The organism is Pantoea osteomyelitidis, from assembly GCF_044342975.1.
Lineage (GTDB): Bacteria > Pseudomonadota > Gammaproteobacteria > Enterobacterales > Enterobacteriaceae > Pantoea > Pantoea osteomyelitidis.
Genome location: NZ_JBGFSN010000001.1, coordinates 1 through 23,187, shown reverse-complemented (window position 1 = coordinate 23,187; position 23,187 = coordinate 1). Strand labels below are relative to the sequence as shown.

Genomic DNA, 23,187 nt, shown 5'->3' with positions numbered 1-23,187 from the left:
TGTCCGACAGATGATTACAATCGCCACTTTGTTTTTCGGGAACAGAGAAATGTCCGCCAATCCTCAGGAAATCACCTCTTCCGGCCGCTCCGCCCAAACCAAAAGCGAACTGATTTATCGCCTCGACGACCGTCCGCCGCTGCCGCAAACGCTGTTTGCCGCCTGTCAGCATCTGCTGGCGATGTTCGTGGCGGTGATCACGCCTGCACTGCTAATTTGTCAGGCGCTGGGTCTGCCCGCGCAGGATACGCAGCACATTATCAGCATGTCGCTGTTCGCCTCTGGCGTTGCCTCGATTCTGCAAATCAAAACCTGGGGACCGGTGGGTTCCGGGCTGCTGTCGATTCAGGGCACCAGCTTTAACTTTGTTACACCGCTGATTATGGGCGGCATGGCGCTGAAAAACGGCGGCGCGGACGTGCCGACGATGATGGCCGCGCTGTTCGGCACGCTGATGGTCGCCTCCTGTACCGAAATGGTGCTGTCGCGCGTGCTGCATCTGGCGCGCCGCGTGATCACGCCGCTGGTCTCCGGCATTGTGGTGATGATAATTGGTCTGTCGCTGATTCAGGTTGGTCTGACCTCGATTGGCGGCGGCTTTGCCGCGATGAACGATCACAGCTTCGGCGCGCCGAAAAACCTGCTGCTGGCAGGCGCCGTGCTGGCGGTGATTATTCTGCTGAACCGCCAGCGCAATGCTTACCTGCGCGTCGCTTCGCTGGTTATCGCGATGGCGATCGGCTATCTGCTCGCCTGGGCGCTCGGCATGCTGCCGGAGATCGCCGCATCGACCACGCAGCCGGTGATTGCGGTACCCACGCCGCTTTACTACGGTCTCGGCTTTGACTGGAATCTGCTGATCCCGCTGATGCTGGTGTTTATGGTGACCTCGCTGGAAACCATTGGCGATATCACTGCCACCTCTGATGTTTCTGAGCAGCCGGTCAGCGGCCCGCTCTATATGAAACGTCTGAAGGGCGGCGTGTTGGCGAACGGGCTGAACTCCTTTGTCTCGGCGCTGTTCAACACCTTCCCTAACTCCTGCTTCGGGCAAAATAACGGCGTGATTCAGCTCACCGGCGTCGCCAGTCGCTATGTGGGATTTGTCGTTGCGCTGATGCTGATTCTGCTGGGCCTGTTCCCGGCGGTGAGCGGTTTTGTGCAGCATATCCCGGAGCCGGTTCTGGGCGGCGCGACTATCGTGATGTTCGGCACCATTGCCGCATCGGGCGTACGCATCGTGTCGCGTGAGCCGCTGAACCGCCGCGCCATCATGATTATCGCCCTGTCGCTGGCGGTCGGGCTTGGCGTTTCCCAGCAGCCGCTGATCCTGCAATTCGCGCCGGACTGGCTGAAAACGCTGCTCTCTTCCGGGATTGCCGCTGGCGGCATCACCGCCATCGTGCTGAACCTGGTTTTCCCGCAGGAAAAGTGATTTAGCAGGCAGGCCACGGCCTGCCTCGCTTTTCTGCTCGCTATTTGTCCGACTTTACATCCAGGCTGTTGAGCTGTAACGGTAATTCAGGCATAACAACCTCTGACCGGCTTTAATCGGGATGGATGCGATGAAATTTATTGGAAAGTTTTTCCTCACCTTACTGCTGCTGATACTGCTTTGTCTGGTGGTTATTTATGTTCTGTTGCAGACGCAATGGGGCGCGGGCTGGTTCAGCCGTTGGGTGAGCGACAAAACCGAATACCATCTCTCCGTCACCAAGATTGAGCACAATTTCTCATCGCCCTCGCACGTTATTCTTAACAACTTCAGCTTTGGTCATGACGGTCAGCCCGCCGTGGTGGTGGCAAAGCGCGTCGATCTCGGCATGGCATTGATCCAGTTCAGCAATCCGCTTCATTTCGGCAGTATTGAACTGCGAGATGGCGAGGTGAATCTTGCCAACCTGACGCCGCACAACGCCTTGCCGCTACAGGCGAACCGTCTGCAGCTCAGTAATATGCACATCGGCAGCCCGAACAGCGCGCTGCCTTTACAGGCAGAGCAGGTCAATGGCGGCCTTGTGCCATGGCAGCCGCGCGCGAATGACATGCTGGGCGCAGATACCCATTTCCAGATGAGCGCCAACAGCCTGACGCTGAATGGCGTAGCGGGTGAAAACGTGCTGCTGCAGGGCAGCGTGGATCATGACCGCCTGCTGCTCTCTAACGTCGGCGCCGATCTGGCGCGCGGCTCGCTGACAGGCAGCGCGGAACGCGATGCTCAGGGCAACTGGAAAATCAGCAATCTGCATCTGAACGACCTCCGTTTGCAAAGCGAGCAAAGCCTGAACGGCTTTTTACAGCCGTTGCGCGAGCTGCCGTCGATTCAGATAACCCGTCTGGATATGACCGATGCGCGTTTGCAGGGACCGGACTGGGCGGTGACCGACCTCGATCTGACGCTGAAAAACATTACCTGGCGCGGCGATGACTGGCAGAGCGATGGCGGTACGCTGGCGCTGAATGCCAGCAACTTTATCAATGGCCGCTTTGAGCTGAACGATCCGATCATCAACCTCGACTTTACGCCGCAAGGCATTGACCTGACGCAGTTCAGCTCACGCTGGGCTAACGGCGTGATCCGCGCCTCAGGCAATTGGACGCGCGACGATAAACGCCTGACGCTGGATGAGCTGGCGGTGGCCGGGCTGGAGTATACGCTGCCGCAAAGCTGGCGCGATCGCTGGCAGGAGACCTTGCCCGCCTGGCTGGATAGCGTGCTGGTGAAAAAGCTGACCTCCAATCGCAACCTGATTATCGACATCAACCCCGACTTTCCCTTCCAGATGACAGCGCTGGACGGCAGCGCCGATAGCCTGCTATTAGCACGTCAGCATCAGTGGGGCATCTGGGCAGGCAAAGCGAGCTTTAATGCCGCCCAGGCCACCTTTAACCGCACCGATCTGCGTCATCCGTCGCTGGCGCTGAGCGCCGACGATCAAAAGATCCAGGTCACGGAAATGAGCGCTTTTAGCGGCAACGGCCTGCTGGAAGGTACCGCCATCCTGGGCCAAGAGCCTGCGCGTCCGCTACAGCTGAATCTGAAAGGCCAGGCGGTGCCGGTCAATATTCTGCATAACTGGGGCTGGCCGACGTTACCGCTGAACGGCAGCAGCAATTTGCAGCTGGAGCTGAAGGGGGCGCTGCCTGCCGATGCGCCGCTGCGCCCGACGGTTAACGGCTCGCTGAACGTCACCACCGATGCGCAATCGTTACAGCAAACGATGCGGGCCGGACAGGTACATTGAAATGAAAAGAGGCTGACGGTCAGCCTCTTCTGCTTTACAGCGGGTCGAGTTTAGCGCCCGAACCGCCCTCTTCCAGCGGCTCGTCAGGATCGGCGGGCAGTACGATATAGACCCCTTCAAACACCGCGCCGCATTCGTCATTTCCGTACAGCTCCACCTCCAGCTGCACGCGCGCTTTACGCCCGCGCGCCAGACGATCCAGGTCGCCGCTCAGCGAGCCGAGATCGGCGATTGCCCCCGGCCTGCCGGTAATCGGCCTGCTGTAACGAATATGGGCGTCAGCAAGAATAATGGTGCCGCCCAGATGACGTTCGCGCAGCAGCAGCCAGATCAGCCCCCAGCCGGTAAGCGTCGCCAGCGAAAACAGGCTGCCAGCAAACAGGGTGTGATGGGGATTCTGATTGCCCGCTTCCGGCATGGTGGTGATAAATTTATGCCCGGTATATTGCAGGATGCGCACGCCCATTTTTTCGCTCAGCGGGATATGCTCATACCACGCCTGCTGGAGCTGTCCGCACCAGTCGGCGCGATGCAGAATATCATCCAGCGTCACTACCGGTTTGATCATCAGAAAGTGGCGCAGCGGCGTGGATTGCGGCGCGGTAATTTCGCCCTGGTTGATATACCCCAGCTTGGCGAAGAACTCTACGGCATCCTCACGCGCGCTACAGGTTACGCGCTTCACCCCTTCCTGACGGGCCACGGACTCCAGCGTCATCGCCACCAGCGTGCCTAACCCTTTTCCCTGCACCGAGGGATGCACGGCGAGAAAGCGAATAGAGGCTTCGTTGTCGGCGTTGATATAAAGCCGTCCTGCGGCGACCGGATCCCCCTGCTCGTCAACCACCATCTGGTGGTGCGCCAGCGCGTCCCAGGCGTCGCGCTCAGAGCCCTGCGGCTGGCGCAGCGGCTTTCGTAACATCTCCCAGCGGAACTGGTAATAGATATCCAGCTCCTCTGCCGTTTGCGGTACGCGAAGGTGATACATAAAGTGTTTCTCTCGTTCGGAGCTTGCGTGGCTGTTCCCTTGCCGCTCGGCTGATAACCTCACACCTGCAACCAAAAGGTGACCGGACCATCGTTGACCAGCGCCACTTGCATATCGGCGGCGAAACGGCCATTGGCCGTCGTGATGCCCTGCTGACGACAGCAGTCGCTAAAATAGTGATAAAGCCGCTCGGCTTCGGCAGGTTCCGCGCCGCCTGAAAAAGAGGGACGCATCCCTTTTTGCGTATCGGCCGCCAGCGTGAATTGCGAAACCACCAGCACGCTGCCGCCTGCCTGTTGTACGTTAAGGTTCATCTTGCCGTTTTCGTCGCTGAAGATTCGATATCCCAGTACGCGTTCTGCCAGGCGTTCGGCGCGCTTCTCGTCATCGCCTTTTTCCACGCCCAACAAAATCAGTAACCCCTGACCAATCTCCCCGGTCACCACGTTGTCGACGGTGACGCTGGCGTTCAACACGCGTTGAATCAAAGCAATCATGTTTCCTCTCGTTCTTTTTCTTGTTCCTGCCGTTTTAGCTGACGGTAATCATCCAGGGTAGCGGTGATTTCGGCTCCCAGCAACACGATACACCAGGTCCAGTAAACCCACAGAAACAGAATCGGGATCACCGCCAGCACGCCATAAATCATCTGGAATGAGGGAAACATCGTAACATAGAGGGCAAAGGCTTTTTTCCCTGACTCAAACAGCACCCCGGCCACCAGCGCACCAATCAACGCATCGCGCGGCGGCACGCGACGTGTCGGCACAATGCTGTAGAGCAGCCAAAACGCCAGCCAGGAAAGCAACAGCGGAAAGACGCGCAGGATATGATCGATCAGGCTGGTCACGCCCGATACGCTCACCCAGCGCAGCGAGAGCAGATAAGAACTGATCGCCAGGCTCGCCCCGGCTAACAGCGGGCCTAAGGTTAAAATCATCCAGTAAACGGCAAAGGAGTAAACCAGCGGCCGCTTTTTATGGCTGCGCCAGATTTCATTCAACGCAGTATCGATGGTATGCATCAGCAGCAGGGCGGTAATGATTAAGCCCACCGCGCCTACTGCCGTCATCCTGTTCACATTGGCAACGAACTGTTCAAGATAGCGTTGGAGGATATTGCCCGCTGCCGGCACAAAATTGGTGAAAATAAAGTGCTTTAACTGCTGACTGACATCGGCAAACACCGGAAATGCGGCAAACAGAGAAAAGACCACCGCGACAAAGGGCACCAGCGCCAACAGCGAGACAAAGGCGAGATTACCCGCCTGCGTCGTCATGCCGTCGTCGTCAATGCGATGCCACAACAGTTTCAGCCAGCCAAAAAAAACGTGTGTCGAATGGCGTAAATGTCGCAATGACATAAATCAGAGGCGGCCGGCAAACCAGCCCGGTACCGTTTTGTTGTCGGTAACCAGCACGCTTTCGATACCCAGCGCGCGCGCTGCATCGATATTCTGTTGATTATCATCAAAGAACAGCGCCTGATCGGCAGTGAAGCCTTCCTCATTCAGCACATGCTGATAGATTTGCGCCTCCGGCTTACGCATACCCAGCTCCTGGGAGAGGTAAAGCTTATCCGCTGCCAGCTGAACTTCAGGATATTGCGTTGGCCAGAACTCGCTGTGCAGGCGGTTGGTGTTTGACAGGATTACCACACGATCGCCCTGCGCACGCAGCTGTTTCATCAACGAGAGCGTGTCGTGGCGAGCGCCCACAAAGATCGCCTGCCAGCCGGCGGTGAACTGTTCGTAGCTCAGTGCGACATCAAGCTGTTCGCAGAGCGACGCCGCAAATTCTTCATCGCTGATTTCGCCACGCTCGTGCTGTTCAAAGTTTTCACCCATCTGGAAACTGCTTTGCAACAAAGCCAGCGGCACGCGTCCCAGGTCGCTCCAGACGCCCAGTGCGCGATTGAAATCGATATCGATAATCACATTGCCTAAATCGAAGATATACAGCATGACGCTCTCCTTTAATTCCCTGGATCATTCACTCTAGCGGCAAAACATGACGCTGAACAGACAGGGCCGGAGAGAAAGATGGAATCTGGAATCTGCCGCATATTGTGTGGTGAGAGAGCAGCCTGGCTGCTGTCGCCAACGATATAGTTTAGCCTGGATAAAAAAAAAGCCCCGCCGGAGGCGGGGCTTCTGCGCAGAGTAAAGACGGTAATTACACGTCTTTGCTGCCGCGTGATGCACGCTTACGATCGTTCTCGGTCAGATGACGCTTACGGATACGAACGGAAGTCGGGGTAACTTCAACCAGTTCGTCATCATCAATGAACTCAATCGCCTGTTCAAGGGTCATTTTGATCGGCGGAACCAGCGTGGTCGCTTCATCAGTACCGGAAGCACGCATGTTGGTCAGCTTCTTACCGGTCAGACAGTTAACCGTCAGGTCGTTGGAGCGGCTGTGAATACCGATAATCTGGCCTTCATAAACTTCCGCACCGTGACCGAGAAACAGCTTACCGCGATCCTGCAGGCTGTAGAGCGCAAACGCTACGGCTTTGCCCTGACCGTTGGAGATCAGTACGCCGTTCTGACGCTGACCCACTTCGCCCGGACGCACGTCGTCGTAGTGGCTGAAGGTGGAGTACAGCAGACCCGTACCGGAGGTCATAGTCATGAATTCGTTACGGAAGCCGATCAGACCACGGCTTGGGATCACGTAGTCGAGACGTACGCGGCCTTTGCCATCCGGGTCCATGTTTTTCATGTCGCCTTTACGCTCGCCCATCGCCTGCATGACCGCGCCCTGATGCTGCTCTTCGATATCCAGCGTCACGTTCTCGAACGGCTCTTGTTTGCGGCCATCGATTTCGCGGAAGATAACTTTCGGACGGGAAACCGCCAGCTCAAAGCCTTCACGACGCATGTTTTCGATCAGTACGGAGAGGTGCAGCTCACCACGACCTGACACGCGGAACGCATCAGAATCTTCGGTCTCTTCCACACGCAGCGCAACGTTGTGTACCAGCTCTTTGTTCAGACGCTCAAGGATCTGACGAGAGGTCACGTACTTACCTTCTTTACCGCAGAACGGCGAGGTGTTGACGTTGAAGAACATGGTAACGGTCGGCTCATCCACGCTCAGCGCAGGCAGCGCTTCGACATTTTGCGGATCGCAAATGGTGTCGGAGATGTTCAGCTCGCCCAGACCGGTGATCGCAACGATATCGCCCGCTTCCGCCAGGTCAGTATCGATACGCTCCAGGCCCAGGTGGCCCAGCACTTTACCGACTTTACCGTTGCGGGTTTTACCTTCGCTGTCGATAACGGTAACCTGCTGGTTCGGCTTAACTTTACCGCGCTTGATGCGGCCAATGCCGATCACGCCCAGGTAGTTGTTGTAGTCCAGCTGAGAGATCTGCATCTGCAGCGGCGCGTCCGCTTCCACCTGCGGAGGAGCGACGTGGTCGACGATCGCCTGATAGAGCGCGGTCATGTCGCTGCCCATATCGGCGTGATCCAGACCGGCAATGCCCTGCAGCGCAGAAGCAAAGATAATCGGGAAGTCGAGCTGCTCATCGGTCGCGTCGAGGTTAACGAACAGGTCGAATACCTGATCCACAACCCAGTCAGGACGCGCGCCCGGACGGTCAACCTTGTTGATCACCACAATTGGCTTCAGGCCATGGGCGAAAGCTTTTTTGGTCACGAAACGCGTTTGCGGCATCGGGCCGTCCATCGCATCGACAACCAGCAGCACCGAATCCACCATGGACATGACGCGTTCTACTTCGCCGCCGAAGTCGGCGTGTCCCGGGGTATCAACGATGTTGATACGGTAGTCATTCCATTTGATGGCGGTGTTTTTCGCGAGGATGGTAATCCCACGCTCTTTCTCCAAATCGTTGGAGTCCATTACGCGCTCGGTCGCTTCGGTGCGGGCATCGAAGGTACCAGATTGTTGCAGCAGTTTGTCAACCAGGGTGGTCTTACCATGGTCAACGTGCGCGATAATGGCGATGTTACGCAAATTTTCGATCACAGCTTTGCCTCAGGCATTAGAAATAGCGCGCTATTGTACACGGATTAAGCGGAATACTGAACACGATCACAGTTTCCTCTTAAAGTTTATCGTAGTGGCGGGTTTTAGCATCAAATTCAGTGCAAGAATTGCACTGAAGCCGGATAATGCACCAAATTAGTGCTCAACTGTTCACCACCAGCACCAAATTAGTGCGTATTATCCATCGTGGTGCAGCTCACCTGTCATCTGAAGGTGCATAAAAGCGCCATTTTAGCTGATATAAAAAAGTTGGCACAGAATTCGCTTTATTACTCTTAAGCGAAAACCACAGTTGCACGACGGTTGAAACAGCTTGTCGAGATCTTGGTTCAGGGATGTACGCGCCACGTGACGCATTCCAGAAACTGAGGTTCTCTTACCACGACAACAATGACCATTTCCAGGAGAGTTGAGTATGTCCGCTGAACACGTTCTCTCGATGATGAACGAGCACGAAGTAAAGTTTGTTGACCTGCGTTTTACCGATACCAAAGGTAAAGAACAGCACGTTACTATTCCTGCGCACCAGGTTAACGCTGACTTCTTCGAAGAAGGCAAAATGTTCGATGGCTCCTCCATCGGCGGTTGGAAAGGCATTAACGAATCAGACATGGTGCTGATGCCGGACGCAACCACTGCGGTAATGGATCCGTTCTTCGAAGACCCGACGCTGATCATCCGCTGCGACATTCTTGAGCCGGGCACCATGCAGGGCTACGATCGCGACCCGCGTTCCATCGCCAAACGTGCGGAAGATTTCCTGCGTTCATCTGGCATCGCTGATACCGTCCTGTTTGGACCTGAGCCGGAATTCTTCCTGTTCGACGACATCCGTTTCGGTTCTTCCACTTCCGGCTCGCACGTTGCTATCGACGACGTTGAAGCGGCCTGGAACACCGGCAAAGAATACGAAGGCGGCAACAAAGGCCACCGTCCGGGCATCAAAGGCGGTTACTTCCCGGTTCCGCCGGTCGACTCCGCTCAGGACATCCGTTCCGCCATGTGTCTGACCATGGAGCAGATGGGCCTGGTGGTTGAAGCGCATCACCACGAAGTGGCTACCGCTGGTCAGAACGAAGTGGCTACCCGCTTCAACACCATGACCAAAAAAGCGGACGAAATTCAGATCTACAAATATGTGGTGCACAACGTTGCCCACGCGTACGGCAAAACCGCGACCTTCATGCCGAAGCCGATGTTTGGCGATAACGGTTCTGGTATGCACTGCCACATGTCACTGTCAAAAGGTGGCACTAACCTGTTCGCTGGCGACAAATATGGCGGCCTGTCTGAAACCGCGCTGTTCTACATCGGCGGCATCATCAAGCACGCTAAAGCGATCAACGCCCTGGCGAACCCGACCACCAACTCCTACAAGCGTCTGGTTCCGGGTTACGAAGCACCGGTTATGCTGGCTTACTCTGCCCGTAACCGTTCTGCATCAATCCGTATTCCGGTTGTAGCCAGCCCGAAAGCGCGTCGTATCGAAGCTCGCTTCCCGGATCCGGCTGCTAACCCGTACCTGGCGTTCACTGCGCTGCTGATGGCTGGCCTCGACGGCATCATCAACAAGATCCATCCTGGCGATGCCATGGACAAAAACCTGTATGACCTGCCGCCGGAAGAAGAAGCTGAGATTCCAAAAGTGGCTGGTTCTCTGGAAGAAGCGCTGATCGCGCTGGGCGAAGACCGTGAGTTCCTGACTCGTGGCGGCGTATTCACTGACGACGCCATCGATGCCTACATCGAACTGCGTAAGTCTGAAAACGACCGCGTTCGCATGACGCCGCACCCGGTAGAGTTCGAACTTTACTACAGCGTTTAATCTGGTTTGACGCTTTTTGTTGCCGTGGAAACTTTCAGCCCATCTTCGGATGGGCTTTTTTCTCCACGAATTCATCGTTCATATAACGAGCCGCTGGCTTAATGACTATAATGCACCAAACTGGTGCAGAGGAACGCTGTATGGCAACTGGCACGCTGCCCGATGCTGGGCAGATTCTCAACTCCCTGATTAACAGTATTTTGCTGGTTGATAACGACCTGGTTATCCGCTACGCCAATCCGGCTGCGCAGCAACTACTGGCACAGAGCTCACGTAAACTGTTCGGCACACCGCTTCCTGATTTAATCGGCTACTTTTCGCTGAATATCGATGTGATGCGCGAGAGTCTTGCAGCCGGCCAGGGTTTTACCGACAGCGAGGTGACCTTAGTGGTGGATGGCCGCGCGCATATTATGTCGCTGACGGCGCAACGCCTGCCCGAGGGTTTACTCCTGCTGGAAATGGCGCCGATGGATAACCAGCGCCGCCTCAGTCAGGAACAAATTCAACACGCGCAGCAGGTAGCGGCCCGCGATTTGGTACGCGGTCTGGCGCATGAAATAAAGAACCCGCTGGGCGGTTTACGCGGCGCGGCGCAATTGCTCTCCAGAGCGTTGCCCGATCCGTCGCTGAACGAATATACCAAAGTCATTATTGAGCAGGCGGACCGGTTACGAAATCTGGTGGACCGGCTACTGGGACCGCAGCAGCCGGGTATGCATGTGACCCAGAGCATCCATCAGGTGGCCGAGCGCGTGGTAAATCTGGTGTCGATGGAGTTACCGGAAAACGTGTCGCTGGTACGTGATTACGATCCCAGCCTGCCGGAACTGCCGCACGATCCCGATCAGATTGAACAGGTGTTGCTTAACATCGTGCGTAACGCGCTACAGGCGCTGGGCGAAGAAGGCGGCACCATAATTTTGCGCACCCGCACCGCGTTTCAGTTAACGCTGCACGGAACACGCTATCGTCTGGTGGCCCGTATCGATATCGAAGATGATGGCCCCGGCATTCCGGCTCAGCTACAGGATACGCTGTTCTATCCGATGGTGAGCGGACGCGAAGGCGGCACCGGTCTTGGTCTGTCGATTGCCCGTAGCCTGATCGATCAGCACTCAGGAAAAATAGAATTTAACAGTTGGCCCGGTCATACCGAATTCTCGGTTTACCTGCCCATTCGCCAGTGAGGTTTCTATGCAACGAGGGATAGTCTGGATCGTCGACGACGATAGCTCCATCCGCTGGGTGCTTGAACGTGCGCTCACTGGAGCCGGTTTGAGCTGTGCAACCTTTGACAGCGGTAACGAAGTGCTGGACGCGCTCGCCACTAAAACCCCGGACGTATTATTGTCGGATATTCGTATGCCGGGCATGGACGGTCTGGCCCTGCTGAAGCAGATTAAACAGCGTCATCCTATGCTGCCGGTGATCATCATGACGGCGCACTCCGATCTGGATGCGGCGGTCAGCGCCTACCAGCAAGGGGCGTTTGATTATCTGCCGAAGCCGTTTGATATCGATGAAGCGGTAGCGCTGGTAGAACGCGCCATCAGCCACTATCAGGAGCAGCAGCCGCCGCGTAATCAGCCGGTAAGCGGTCCGACCACCGATATCATCGGCGAGGCGCCGGCGATGCAGGATGTGTTCCGCATCATTGGTCGTCTGTCGCGATCCTCTATCAGCGTGCTGATTAACGGTGAGTCCGGGACCGGGAAGGAGCTGGTTGCGCATGCTTTGCATCGCCACAGCCCGCGCGCGAAAGCGCCTTTTATCGCCCTGAATATGGCGGCCATTCCTAAGGATTTGATCGAGTCTGAGCTGTTCGGTCATGAAAAAGGCGCCTTTACCGGCGCCAATCAGATTCGTCAGGGCCGTTTTGAACAGGCCGATGGCGGCACGCTGTTTCTTGACGAGATCGGCGATATGCCGCTGGATGTGCAGACGCGTCTGCTCCGCGTGCTGGCTGACGGTCAGTTCTACCGCGTTGGTGGCTATGCGCCGGTAAAAGTAGATGTGCGCATTATCGCCGCTACGCACCAGAACCTGGAAATGCGCGTACAGGAAGGCAAGTTTCGTGAGGATCTGTTCCATCGTCTGAACGTTATCCGCGTCCATCTGCCGCCCTTACGTGAACGTCGTGAGGATATTCCGCGTCTGGCGCGCTACTTCTTACAGGTTGCTGCGCGCGAGCTGGGCGTAGAAGCGAAGATTCTTCATCCCGAAACCGAAGCGGCGCTGACGCGACTGCATTGGTCCGGCAACGTGCGCCAGCTGGAAAACACCTGCCGCTGGCTGACGGTAATGGCGGCCGGTCAGGAAGTGCTGATTCAGGATCTTCCGACAGAGCTGTTTGAATCCGGCACGCCGGAAAGTCCGGTTCAGTCGTTGCCGGATAGCTGGGCAACTCTGCTGGCGCAATGGGCGGACCGCGCGCTGCGTTCCGGTCATCAAAACCTGCTCTCTGAAGCGCAACCGGAAATGGAGCGCACCTTGCTCACCACCGCGCTGCGTCACACTCAGGGACACAAGCAGGAAGCCGCCAGGTTACTGGGCTGGGGACGCAATACCCTGACCCGTAAGCTGAAAGAGTTAGGAATGGAGTAACCACAACAATGCCGGCCGGAGCAACAGCTGTTGCTCCGCTGCCTGCTTTATATCACGCGCGAAAATTGCTGCATACGCGCTTTTTGCCGCAGGTAAACATCAAAGCACATGCAGATATTGCGGATCAGCAATCTTCCACGGCCAGTGACCTGCAAGCCTTTCTCGCTGCGCTCCACCAGCCCGTCTGCCACCAGCGGCGCCAGCAACGCCAAATCCTCAGCAAAATACTCTTCGAAACGAATCGACCACTGCTTCTCTATGCAATGGTAATCGAGCGCGAAGTTACAAATCAGCGCCTTGATCACCTCACGTCTCAGGCAGTCATCAGGCGTCAGCGCCAGCCCGCGCCATAACCCGTGCCCCTGCTCTTCTGTGTTGGCATACCAGGCTTTCAGTTCTTTCTGGTTCTGGGCATAGCAATCGCCGATCATGCTGATTGCCGATACGCCCATACCGAGCAGGTCGCTGTCGCCCTGCGTGGTATAGCCCTGGAAATTCCGGTGCAGCTCACCGTTACGCTGCGCCACCGCCAGTTCATCCTGCGGTCGGGCAAAATGATCCATGCCGATAAACTGATAACCCTGCTGCGTCAGCGTCTCGATGGTCTGCTGCAGAATCAAGAGCTTCTGTTGCGCGTCGGGTAAATCCGCTTCTTTGATTTTACGCTGCGCGGCGAACAGGGCGGGAAGATGCGCATAGTTGAAAACACTGAGACGATCGGGATTCAGCTCAATCACTTTCTTTAGCGTAAAGGCAAAGCTATCCGCCGTCTGCTTTGGCAGGCCGTAGATAAGGTCAATATTGGTGGAAGCAAAACCCAATTCACGGGCGTGCTGGATAAGCGCAAAGATAAACTGTTCGTCCTGTACCCGGTTAACCCGCAGCTGCACCTCTTTATCGAAATCCTGGACGCCCATGCTGAGCCGGTTGAAACCCAACGCGCGTAAATGATCCAGTACATCCAGTTCGATCTCACGTGGATCAATCTCAATGGAGATCTCAGCGTCAGGTTCAACATGAAACTGCTGTTTCAGCAGAGTCACCAGCCGAGTGATTTGCGTTTTATTAAGGAAAGTCGGCGTGCCGCCGCCCCAGTGCAGCTGTTTGACGTGACGCTGGCGGAATAGCGGCGCGCGCTGACGAATCTCCTGCTCCAGCACATCCAGATAGCGATCCGCTTTCTGGCTTTGCCGCGTCACGATTTTATTGCAGCCGCAGAAGTAACAGAGCCGGTGACAAAAAGGAATATGAATGTAGAGCGATAACGGTCGTTCAGGATAGCGCGCAATGGCGTGCAGCAAGTCGTTATTGCTGAAGCTTTCGCTGAATTCCAGTGCGGTGGGATAGGAGGTATAGCGAGGCCCGGCGTAATTATATTTTTCGATTAGCGCCTGGTCCCACTCGATCTGCTGCGATGACATGTTTACTCCTTGCGGTGACGTCTTCTGAGAGAAGGCCGCGCAGCAGAAGAGGAAACAGGTCGACGGAATTGAGCCCGCCGCAAACGCGACTTCAGACGCGACAGCCGACGTAGTTTAATCAATAACCAAAGCAGATAACATGTCAGCAGAAGCGCGAAAATTGATCCAGGCCAAAGCATAGGTGAATACCTGTTTAGCACGGCATGCACCGCAGCGCATGCCGATCAATTCAGACTCAGTTTCCTTTCAGCAGACGCAGCATGTCCTCTTCAGCCTGCTCATCGTCAGCATCGTCGTCCAGTTCGATGCCCAACTCTTCCATCAGCACATCAATGCGATCCAGCGTTTCATCCAGCCAGGCCTGCTCTTCCGCAGGCAGCGTCTCGCCATTTTCCAGACGATCCAATAAGGCATCCAGACGCTGATCGTTTTCCAGCTTTTCCAGCTCTTCTGCCGGTGTCATACGCGCTTTTTTCGGTTTTGCCACAGGCTCAGCGGCTGGTTTTTTCACAGTTTGCCCTTCCGCCAGCAGCGGAATCGGTTTTTTACTGCCGATACGGGGATCTTTCGCTTTTGCGCCGCCCTGCTTGTTCTGGCTTTGCGCTTCCGGATGAGCACGGCTGCCAGAAGCATGACCGCGATGTTTTTTCTCGCGCTTGCGGTCGCGTGCCTCAATATTCAGATCTTCACGCGATTTGCGTTTAGCGGCGGGCTTGCCGCGCGCGGCTCGTGCAGGTTGCTTCATGGTGTCCAGTCTCGGCGGTTTTCATTCAGTATAGAATTGCGGCGAAATCTAGCAGAAAGCCGACCAAGAAAAAAGGCGACAGCTCATGCTGTCGCCTTTTTTCGCACCTTCATACGAAGGAAACGCTCGTTGAGTCCATTCTGGCTCGCAACGTCCCGGTTTATCCTGCGCCTGCTCTTGTCCTGAGAGTATCCCTGTCCCTGTTGGCCGTTCCGTTGACCCGTTCCTGCTCCTTCGCTCCTTATCTTCCTGACGCTCCTGAGCGCATCCTCCTGATGGGTGCTGCCGTGCACTGACAACAACTGTAGACCAACCGGCAAAACGCACAAGTCGCACTTTTTCAAAAATCAGGATAATACCACAGCAATTTTTTTATAATTCATTGAAAAATAACTATTAAATATTAAACGCAGCCCCGGATGGCGCAGATCGCTGGCAGCACATATCGCACATTTCTGACAAAAATTTCTCGAATGAAGCCTTCGGGCACTTTCGCACCATAACAGGTATAATCAGCGCCATTGCCCTGAATAAAGCTTCCGGAGTCTTACCTTGTCTTCTCTGAATTATCACGTTACCCATTTTGTCACCAGCGCACCTGATATCCGTCATCTGCCTGCGGATACCGGCATCGAAGTGGCTTTTGCCGGGCGCTCCAATGCAGGTAAATCCAGTGCGCTGAACACCTTAACCAACCAGAAAAGTCTGGCGCGTACCAGTAAAACCCCTGGCCGCACTCAGCTCATCAACCTGTTTGAAGTCACGGAAGGAAAACGACTGGTCGATCTACCCGGCTACGGCTATGCCGAAGTGCCGGAAGAGATGAAACGCAAATGGCAGCGTGCGCTGGCCGAATATTTGCAGATGCGCAACGCGTTAAAGGGCTTAGTGGTGCTGATGGATATTCGCCATCCGCTGAAGGATCTCGATCAGCAGATGATTCTGTGGGCCGTGGAGAGCCAAATTCCGGTGTTAGTGCTGCTGACCAAAGCGGATAAGCTGGCATCAGGCGCGCGTAAAGCTCAGTTAACTATGGTGCGCGAGGCCTCGCTGGCCTTTATGGGTGATGTTCAGGTGGAAATCTTCTCTTCGCTGAAGAAGATGGGCGTAGACAAGCTGCGTAACAAGCTCGACGCCTGGTTTAATGATATAGCCCCCGCCGAAGAAGAGGCAGAGCCGCAAGCGTAACCTTCTGCAAAGGCCTTTTTCCAGAAAAAACCAATAAAAAACGCCCCAGTCATATGATGACTGGGGCGGCTAATATTCAGCCAAATCCGATTACGTGAAGTAAAAGGTCTGAAAGATAGAACATCTTACCTCTGTACCCTACGCGTTAAACTTTACCTGATTTTCTCAGGGCCACAAAGAATTTTTTGTAGTTAATTTTCATGGAATAAGGTTTTTTTTACCAGGTCCGTCACAAAAACACTCTTCGCTTGTAGTCTAATGATGAAAAAAATGCTTAGCAGTGAACCAGTTAGAAAACCGCTTCTGAAAAGGTCCTTTTCAGAAAACGCTGAACCGATTAACCAAACGGTTTTCTTATAGCTGATCTCAGGTACGTTTTTCAGAACGCGTCCTGAAAATCAGTACCAGCGACTCAGTGCGCCTGATCCCAGTTGTCGCCAACACCGACTTCAACCTGCAGCGGAACGTCCAGCTTCATGCTGTTTTCCATCAGATGGCGAATCTGTTTGCTGGCCTCTTCAACCGCATCCGCGTTGATTTCAAAAACCAGTTCATCGTGCACCTGCATGATCATCCTTACCGCATCAGATTTCTGCTGCTGCAGCCAGGCATCCACATCGATCATGGCGCGCTTGATGATATCCGCCGCGGTGCCCTGCATCGGGGCGTTGATCGCGGCGCGCTCTGCGGCTTTACGGCGCATAGCGTTGCTGGATTTGATATCAGGCAGCCAGAGACGGCGGCCATCCAGCGTCTCAACGTAGCCTTTTTCCGCCGCCAGCTGGCGCGTGTTTTCCATGTAACGTAAAACGCCGGGATAACGCTCGAAATAAAGGTCCATATATTTCTTCGCTTCTCCGGCTCCGATATTCAGCTGACGGGAAAGGCCAAAGGCGCTCATACCGTAAATCAGACCAAAATTAATCGCTTTGGCGCTACGGCGCTGTTCACTGGTCACCTTACTCAGCGCCATGCCGAAGACTTCCGCCGCCGTGGCGCGGTGGATATCTTCACCCTGAGCAAACGCCTCCAGCAGTCCTTTGTCCTGAGAAAGATGCGCCATGATGCGCAATTCGATTTGCGAGTAATCCGCCGCCACGATGCGGTTTCCTTTCGCCGCGACAAAAGCCTGACGAATACGTCGACCTTCGTCGTTACGCACCGGGATATTTTGCAGGTTCGGATCGGTTGAGGAGAGACGGCCCGTTGCGGTCACAGCCTGATGATAAGAGGTATGTACGCGACCGGTGAGCGGATTGATCATCTGCGGTAGCTTATCGGTGTAAGTCGACTTTAGCTTTGAAAGACCGCGATGCTCCAGAATCACTTTCGGCAGTGGATAATCCAACGCCAGCTCGGCAAGCACCTCTTCACTGGTGGAAGGCGCGCCGCCCGGCGTTTTTTTCGTCGGCTTGATTCCCTGCTTTTCAAACAAAATGGTTTGAAGCTGTTTCGTTGAGGAGAGATTAAACGGCTCACCCGCCAGCTCATGAGCTTTCTTTTCCAGCTCGGCCAGCCGCGTGGTCAGTTCCTGAGAATGTTTGGCGAGGATAGCCTGATCGATCAAGACGCCGTTGCGCTCTATACGGGAAATTACCGTCAGCAGCGGCATTTCAATCTCTTCAAAGACCCTCCTCGGTCCGTTGGCCTTTTCCAGTTCCGGCCACATTTTCAAGTGAAGCTGTAGCGTGACGTCGGCATCTTCCGCCGCGTAGTGGGCAGCCTGAACCACATCGATCTGGTTGAACGTCAGCTGGTTTTTACCTTTCCCGGCAACGTCTTCAAAGGTAACGGTTTTATGTTTCAACCAGCGCATAGAGAGGCTATCCATGTCGTGTTTGCCCACCACGCTGTTAAGCATGTAGGACTCCAGCATGGTATCGAACTTAATACCGTCCAGCTCAATGTCGTAATTCTTCAGCACGCCGCGATCGTATTTGAGGTTCTGCCCTACTTTGAGCAGGCTCTTGTCCTCCAGCAGCGGTTTAAGGCGCTGCAATACCGCATCGCGATCCAGCTGCGGCGGCGCATCCAGATAGTCATGGGCAACCGGCAGATAAGCCGCTTCGCCAGGCGCAACCGCAAGGGCAATCCCGACAATATTGGCGCTCAGGGTATCCAGTGAATCTGTTTCCAGATCGAAGGCGAAAACATCGCTCTGTTTAATCTTTTCAAGCCACGCATCGAGCGTCTTGTCATCAAGGATAGTGACATAGCCATCAGCAGAGAGAATGCTGGTTGCTTCCGGCTGCTCAGCCTCCTCTTCCGCCAGGACTTTTTGCGCCTGCGGATTGCTCTTTTTACCCTGCAACCATTTTCCTTCCTGCAAATCTGTCAGCCAGCGGCGGAACTCGTAGCGGCTGAACAAAACCTGTAAGGCTTCGACATCCGGCTCGTTTACCGTCAGCTGCTCGCAGGTTTGTTCCAGCGCCACATCGGTTTTAATTGTGGCCAGCTGATAAGAGAGAAAAGCGACTTCTTTATTCTGCTCCAGCTTGGTTGCCATGGTTTTTGCGCCACGGAAGCTGAGATCGGCAACTTTATTCAGATTGTCATAGATCGATGTCATGCCGCCCAGGCCCTGCAACAGCGCCTGCGCCGTCTTTTCCCCCACGCCCGGCACGCCGGGAATGTTATCTGAGGAGTCGCCCATCAGCGCCAGATAATCGATAATCAGCGCGGGTGGAACACCATATTTCTGCTCAACCTCTTCCGGGCCGAGGATCGTATTGCTCATGGTGTTGATCAGGGTGATATTTGGCGAGACCAGCTGCGCCATATCTTTATCACCGGTGCTGATCAGTACTGAACGGCCTTTTTTTTCTGCTTCGAGCGCCAGCGTTCCGATTACATCATCGGCTTCCACGCCGCTGACTGCCAGCAACGGCAGTCCCATCGCTTTCACCATTTCATGCAGCGGGCCAGTCTGGGCGCGTAAATCATCCGGCATAGGGGGACGGTGGGATTTATAGTTCTCAAATAACGCATCCCTGAAAGTTTTTCCTTTAGCATCGAAGACCACAGCAACATGGCTCGGTTTGTACTGCATCAGCAGGCTTTTCAGCATGTTGAGTACACCATACATGGCGCCGGTTGGCTCGCCTGCACTATTCGTCAGCGGCGGAAAAGCGTGATATGCGCGGTAAAGATAGGATGAGCCATCAACCAGAATCAGGGGATTGTCTGCAATTTGCGCCATAGGTCTCTGTTTTCTTCGTTAGCCATAGTCAGAACTATAAGGATGCCACAGCTTAGCGAGAATGTTGAATTTGCGCTGGCTTTCAGGGGAAATTTTCGCGGTTATACGGCGCGGATCGCAAGGATCAACCTGTGGATAACTTTGTGCGTAAAAATCATAACGTCTTGTTATTTACGTTATTATTCTTTAATTTACACATAAAAATATTTTATAAACAAAGGGTTATGAATTTTCCGTGAAGTGAAATGGCTTTTTAATGACATAAAGTCCAATGTGGATATTAAATTAATGCTTAAAAAGTCTATGGCTGGCCGGCATTATTTCCTGCTCTAAGAATACGCCTGTATTTGGTAAGTAAAATAAAAAACGCCGGCATTGCCGGCGTGAAAAAAACGATGCGCTGCGATTATTTTTGATCAACAAGGAACTTCACTACGTTGGCATAATCAGCAACAAAGTTATCCATTGAACTGGTATCAAGGCCGCCGTTGTTTACCATATATTTGCCATTCACGAATATTGCCGGTACGCCGCGCAGGTCAACATCCGAGGCGGCTTTTTGCTGTTGAGCGACCAGCGCTTTGACCGCAAAACTATTCCAGGCGGCATCGTAATCGCCGGAGGAAATACCCGCTGCCTTAATAAAAGTCTCTTTCAGACTGGCTGCATCGGTGATGGTCTGCGTTTTTTGAATACCATCAAAAATAGGCGCAGTGACCTTATCTTCTACGCCCAGCGCCATCGCCACGGCCCACGCCTGGGTAACAACCGGACCGAAATCGCCGCCGAGGAAATCAACGTGATATTTAGTCACCTTCACGTTGTCCGGCAGATTTTTTCTGACCGCGTCGCTGACATGATAAATACGTTCAAACTGATAGCAGTGCGGACAGAAAAAAGAGAAGAACTCCATGACCTGAGGTTCACCTGCAACAGGTTTCGGCAGGCTTACATACTGTTTGCCATCGGTGAATTGTGCAGCGGAGGCGCTGAAAGCCAGCATCAGACCAACCAGCGCAAACCAAATCTTTTTCATTGGGAAAAATTCTCCTGACTTCTTCATTAAAATTGCGGGGTCAGCTGTAAAGGAGGTTCCTGTAACAACTTCTCCTGCTCGGTAAAAAGGGAAATCTGCCTGCGCCAGAAATCCTCGTCGGTCATCCAGGGAAAGGCGCGGGGAAAAGCGGGATCCTGCCAACGACGCACAACCCAGGCCAAATAATAAACCATGCGCATCGCCCGTAAAGGCTCAATCAGTGACAATTCATTAATATCGAAATCGCCGAATTCACCGTAGGCTTCGAGCAAAATATCCCACTGGATAAGCCGCTCCTGACGATCGCCATTAATTAACATCCAAAGATCCTGCACGGCCGGTCCGTTACGCGCATCGTCCAGATCGACGAAAAACGGGCCTTCGCGCCAGAGAATATTACCCGGATGGCAATCGCCATGAAGACGTAAGGGCAGCCAGTTGTTGTGCCAGCGCTGCTGCAAAGTCGCAATCAGCTTATCCAGTACGTTGAGTAAGGGATCTTTCAGCGCTGACGGCACCAACGAACTTTGCTCAAGTTGCTGACGCGGTTGATGAACATATTCATCCAGGCCCATATCAGGACGATGTCGGAACAGGCTTTTACGGCCGGTTTGATGAATACGCCCGAGGAAGCGTCCTACCCACTCCATCTGCTCTTCATTATCTGTCTCATACTGGCGGCCGCCTAAGCTGGGGAATACAGCGAACCAGAATCCGGCATGTTCGTTCAGCGTCTTATCCTGAAGCCTGAGCGGCGCGGCGACCGGAACCTCATCTGCCAGCAAGTCGAGCGCGTACTGATGCTCTTCTTCAATCTGGTCGGCGCTCCAGCGCTGGGGACGATAAAACTTCACTACGTAGCGACGTTTATCTTCGTCGCTGAACTGATATACGCGATTCTCATAGCTGTTCAGCGCGGTTAAACCTGATTCGACGCGTAGCCCTGATTCCCATAACGCATCGAGAATGACATCAGGATTTAGCGTGTGGAAGTTAAAGGCTGCTTCGCTCATCATTTTGCCTGTGTGTTGCTTTTACTGTGAGCGGTAAGGATAGCATTACTCGTTACCCTGGCCTTACTCCTTAATTACCCCGCGCGCCCGCAGCAGGGCGGTTTTGAAATCCGCCTCATAATCTTTCTGCAATCCGGGAATTTCTGCCTGCTTATCCGCGTCACGCATTTTAAGATGATAAATCAATACATCATCGGTTAATTCACTTAACGGGCCACTGAAACCAGATTCCTGCGCCAGTTTCTGCAAGAATTGCACTAAATTGAGGTCTGGCTCTTTTTGCCATGCGGGTTGCAGCAACTCAATGAGTTCGTTCAGGCGTTGGCATTTCATTGTCATCTCCTTTAATCGCAATTATCCGCTACGTTAGCAGGGTTATTTTTCAATGAAAAGCGAGGAGTTGTTTTCATGTCAGCAATTACCGGCGTGATTCTGGCTGGCGGACAGAGCCGCAGAATGGGCGGAGAGGATAAGGGATTACTACAGTTCCACGGACAACCGCTTTATCAGCATGTATTGCAGCGTCTGAAGCCGCAGGTAGATCATCTGCTGATCAGCGCCAATCGTAACCTTAGCCAGTACCAGCTGAGCGGCGTCGCTGTAATTGGCGACACGCTGCCCGATTTTCCCGGCCCGCTGGCGGGTATGCTCAGCGCGCTACGCGCCACAGAGACTGACTGGGCTGCGTTTTGCGCCTGTGATACGCCTTTTATTCCTGAAGATTACGTTGCGCGGCTGTGGCAGCACAAAGCGCAGGCTCCGGCCGTCTGGGTGCGTTCTTCACAGCGCGATCATCCGGCGCTGGCGCTGGTGCATCGTCGCCTGGCTGATGCGCTTGAAGCGTATTTGCAGCGCGGCGAACGTCGGCTAATGCATTTTCTTCAGCAGGAAGGAGGATATGCTGTGGATTTTACGGATGATGAGTTGGCATTCAGCAATATCAATACGCCGGACGATCTGGCGCGGCTGGGAGATCGATCATGACAGTACCTTTGCTGGCCTTTGTCGCCTGGAGCGGAACCGGTAAAACGACGCTGTTAAAACAGCTGATTCCCTTGCTGAAGGCGTATGGAATACGCCCGGGGCTGATTAAACATACCCATCATCAGATGGATGTCGATACGCCGGGGAAAGACAGTTACGAATTACGCAAAGCAGGTGCCGATCAGGTATTAGTGGCCAGTCAGCAGCGCTGGGCATTGATGAGCGAGACGCCTGAATGCGATGCGGTAGATCTGCACTATCTGGCGAGTCGTATGGATGCAACGACGCTGGATATTGTGCTGGTAGAGGGATTTAAGGGTGAAGCGGTGCCGAAGATCGTTCTATGGCGTGCAGGAGCAAAAGGTGGTGTTGAGGAATTGCTCGACGGGAATGTTATTGCGGTAGCCAGCAATTGCGCGCTTAACGTCTCATTACCTCTACTGGATATTAATCAGCCTGAAATTATTGCGGCTTTTATCAGCAACTGGCTAAAAAAGTAGCGGTTGTTGATCTGGCAAACGTTGATTTTGTTTAAGATACAGCAGATACGAAAAAGCCCCGTACGTCAGTACGGGGCTTCGTCGCGATTTGATGCCTGGCAGTTCCCTACTCTCGCATGGGGAGACCCCACACTACCATCGGCGCTACGGCGTTTCACTTCTGAGTTCGGCATGGGGTCAGGTGGGACCACCGCGCTACAGCCGCCAGGCAAATTCTGTTTTCCCGCGCCGCCCCTTCAGGCCACGCCGGACTTATCCGGTGAACAAGCTGAAACTCTCTCAAAAACGCCTCTGGCGTTGTAAGGTTAAGCCTCACGGGTCATTAGTACCGGTCAGCTCAATGCATCGCTGCACTTACACATCCGGCCTATCAACGTCGTCGTCTTCAACGTCCCTTCAGGACCCTCTGGGGGTCAG

Annotated in this window: 20 protein-coding genes and 2 rRNA genes; 8 read left to right on the top strand and 14 right to left on the bottom strand. The window is 54.3% G+C overall.

All coding sequences use genetic code 11. The annotated features are described in order from the left end of the window. Positions 1-49 precede the first annotated feature (49 nt). Both ABU178_RS00105 and ABU178_RS00100 read left to right on the top strand, forming a co-directional pair. Positions 50-1,435, top strand: coding sequence for an NCS2 family protein (locus tag ABU178_RS00105; RefSeq protein ID WP_397210773.1), 1,386 nt, complete (start codon positions 50-52; stop codon positions 1,433-1,435). A 130-nt stretch (positions 1,436-1,565) separates the two neighbouring features. Next, positions 1,566-3,245, top strand: coding sequence for an AsmA family protein (locus ABU178_RS00100; RefSeq protein ID WP_397210772.1), 1,680 nt, complete (start codon positions 1,566-1,568; stop codon positions 3,243-3,245). A 34-nt stretch (positions 3,246-3,279) separates the two neighbouring features. On the opposite strand, the gene fabY is transcribed toward ABU178_RS00100, so the two are convergent. From fabY to typA, 5 genes are all read right to left on the bottom strand, one after another. Then, positions 3,280-4,233, bottom strand: a complete 954-nt coding sequence (fabY, locus tag ABU178_RS00095; RefSeq protein WP_397210770.1) for a fatty acid biosynthesis protein FabY — start codon at positions 4,231-4,233, stop codon at positions 3,280-3,282. Positions 4,234-4,292: 59 nt separating this feature from the next. Then, positions 4,293-4,730: a D-aminoacyl-tRNA deacylase gene (dtd, locus tag ABU178_RS00090; RefSeq protein WP_397210768.1), complete on the bottom strand. Its 438-nt coding sequence runs from the start codon at positions 4,728-4,730 to the stop codon at positions 4,293-4,295. Further along, entirely contained in the window at positions 4,727-5,596 is an 870-nt protein-coding gene (locus ABU178_RS00085) for a virulence factor BrkB family protein (RefSeq protein ID WP_397210766.1), read from the bottom strand. The genes dtd and ABU178_RS00085 overlap by 4 nt, the downstream gene beginning before the upstream one ends. Positions 5,597-5,599: 3 nt before the next feature. Beyond that, positions 5,600-6,196: a glucose-1-phosphatase gene (gene yihX, locus ABU178_RS00080; protein WP_397210764.1), complete on the bottom strand. Its 597-nt coding sequence runs from the start codon at positions 6,194-6,196 to the stop codon at positions 5,600-5,602. Positions 6,197-6,407: 211 nt separating this feature from the next. Then, positions 6,408-8,231, bottom strand: a complete 1,824-nt coding sequence (typA, locus tag ABU178_RS00075) for a ribosome-dependent GTPase TypA (protein WP_397210763.1) — start codon at positions 8,229-8,231, stop codon at positions 6,408-6,410. 436 nt (positions 8,232-8,667) lie between these two features. On the opposite strand from typA, the gene glnA reads away from it, so the two are divergent. The 3 genes from glnA (at position 8,668) to glnG (ending at position 12,684) form a co-directional block, all read left to right on the top strand. Further along, entirely contained in the window at positions 8,668-10,077 is a 1,410-nt protein-coding gene (glnA, locus tag ABU178_RS00070) for a glutamate--ammonia ligase (RefSeq protein ID WP_397210761.1), read from the top strand. A gap of 140 nt (positions 10,078-10,217) precedes the next feature. Beyond that, positions 10,218-11,267 carry a nitrogen regulation protein NR(II) gene (gene glnL, locus ABU178_RS00065; RefSeq protein WP_397210759.1) on the top strand — a complete coding sequence of 350 codons (1,050 nt, stop codon included), beginning with the start codon at positions 10,218-10,220 and terminating at the stop codon, positions 11,265-11,267. Between the two features lie 7 nt (positions 11,268-11,274). Continuing rightward, on the top strand, positions 11,275-12,684 hold the full coding sequence (gene glnG, locus ABU178_RS00060) for a nitrogen regulation protein NR(I) (protein WP_397210757.1): 1,410 nt from the start codon (positions 11,275-11,277) through the stop codon (positions 12,682-12,684). Between the two features lie 47 nt (positions 12,685-12,731). Here glnG and hemN read toward each other — a convergent pair whose 3' ends face one another. Next, positions 12,732-14,105 carry an oxygen-independent coproporphyrinogen III oxidase gene (hemN, locus tag ABU178_RS00055; RefSeq protein ID WP_397210755.1) on the bottom strand — a complete coding sequence of 458 codons (1,374 nt, stop codon included), beginning with the start codon at positions 14,103-14,105 and terminating at the stop codon, positions 12,732-12,734. A gap of 235 nt (positions 14,106-14,340) precedes the next feature. Next, positions 14,341-14,850 (bottom strand): Der GTPase-activating protein YihI, encoded by a 510-nt coding sequence (gene yihI / locus ABU178_RS00050; protein WP_397210753.1) that lies wholly within the window; start codon positions 14,848-14,850, stop codon positions 14,341-14,343. Between the two features lie 552 nt (positions 14,851-15,402). Here yihI and yihA point away from each other — a divergent pair. Then, a complete protein-coding gene (gene yihA, locus ABU178_RS00045) occupies positions 15,403-16,038 on the top strand; it encodes a ribosome biogenesis GTP-binding protein YihA/YsxC (protein WP_397210751.1) in 636 nt (211 codons plus the stop codon). A 76-nt stretch (positions 16,039-16,114) separates the two neighbouring features. Here yihA and ABU178_RS20340 read toward each other — a convergent pair whose 3' ends face one another. The 5 genes from ABU178_RS20340 to ABU178_RS00025 form a co-directional block, all read right to left on the bottom strand. After that, positions 16,115-16,162 (bottom strand): spot 42 RNA, inhibition of DNA synthesis, encoded by a 48-nt coding sequence (locus tag ABU178_RS20340; protein WP_071892919.1) that lies wholly within the window; start codon positions 16,160-16,162, stop codon positions 16,115-16,117. Positions 16,163-16,450: 288 nt separating this feature from the next. Next, positions 16,451-19,237, bottom strand: a complete 2,787-nt coding sequence (polA, locus tag ABU178_RS00040) for a DNA polymerase I (protein WP_397210749.1) — start codon at positions 19,235-19,237, stop codon at positions 16,451-16,453. 406 nt (positions 19,238-19,643) lie between these two features. After that, positions 19,644-20,273: a thiol:disulfide interchange protein DsbA gene (gene dsbA / locus ABU178_RS00035; protein ID WP_397210747.1), complete on the bottom strand. Its 630-nt coding sequence runs from the start codon at positions 20,271-20,273 to the stop codon at positions 19,644-19,646. Between the two features lie 26 nt (positions 20,274-20,299). Beyond that, the gene (locus ABU178_RS00030) at positions 20,300-21,286 is read right to left on the bottom strand and encodes a serine/threonine protein kinase (protein ID WP_397210745.1); all 987 of its coding nucleotides are present in this window, start codon (positions 21,284-21,286) and stop codon (positions 20,300-20,302) included. Positions 21,287-21,349: 63 nt separating this feature from the next. After that, positions 21,350-21,619 (bottom strand): YihD family protein, encoded by a 270-nt coding sequence (locus tag ABU178_RS00025; protein WP_397210743.1) that lies wholly within the window; start codon positions 21,617-21,619, stop codon positions 21,350-21,352. 75 nt (positions 21,620-21,694) lie between these two features. Between ABU178_RS00025 and mobA the strand changes: the two genes are divergently transcribed. Both mobA and mobB read left to right on the top strand, forming a co-directional pair. After that, on the top strand, positions 21,695-22,270 hold the full coding sequence (gene mobA, locus ABU178_RS00020) for a molybdenum cofactor guanylyltransferase MobA (protein WP_397210741.1): 576 nt from the start codon (positions 21,695-21,697) through the stop codon (positions 22,268-22,270). Further along, positions 22,267-22,770, top strand: coding sequence for a molybdopterin-guanine dinucleotide biosynthesis protein MobB (gene mobB / locus ABU178_RS00015; RefSeq protein ID WP_397210739.1), 504 nt, complete (start codon positions 22,267-22,269; stop codon positions 22,768-22,770). Before mobA ends, mobB begins: the two co-directional genes overlap by 4 nt. Before the next feature lie 93 nt (positions 22,771-22,863). Here the strand turns inward: mobB and rrf are convergent. Both rrf and ABU178_RS00005 read right to left on the bottom strand, forming a co-directional pair. Continuing rightward, positions 22,864-22,979 (bottom strand): 5S ribosomal RNA (gene rrf / locus ABU178_RS00010). 92 nt (positions 22,980-23,071) lie between these two features. Continuing rightward, positions 23,072-23,187: ribosomal RNA gene (locus tag ABU178_RS00005) — 23S ribosomal RNA — on the bottom strand; the annotation flags it as partial.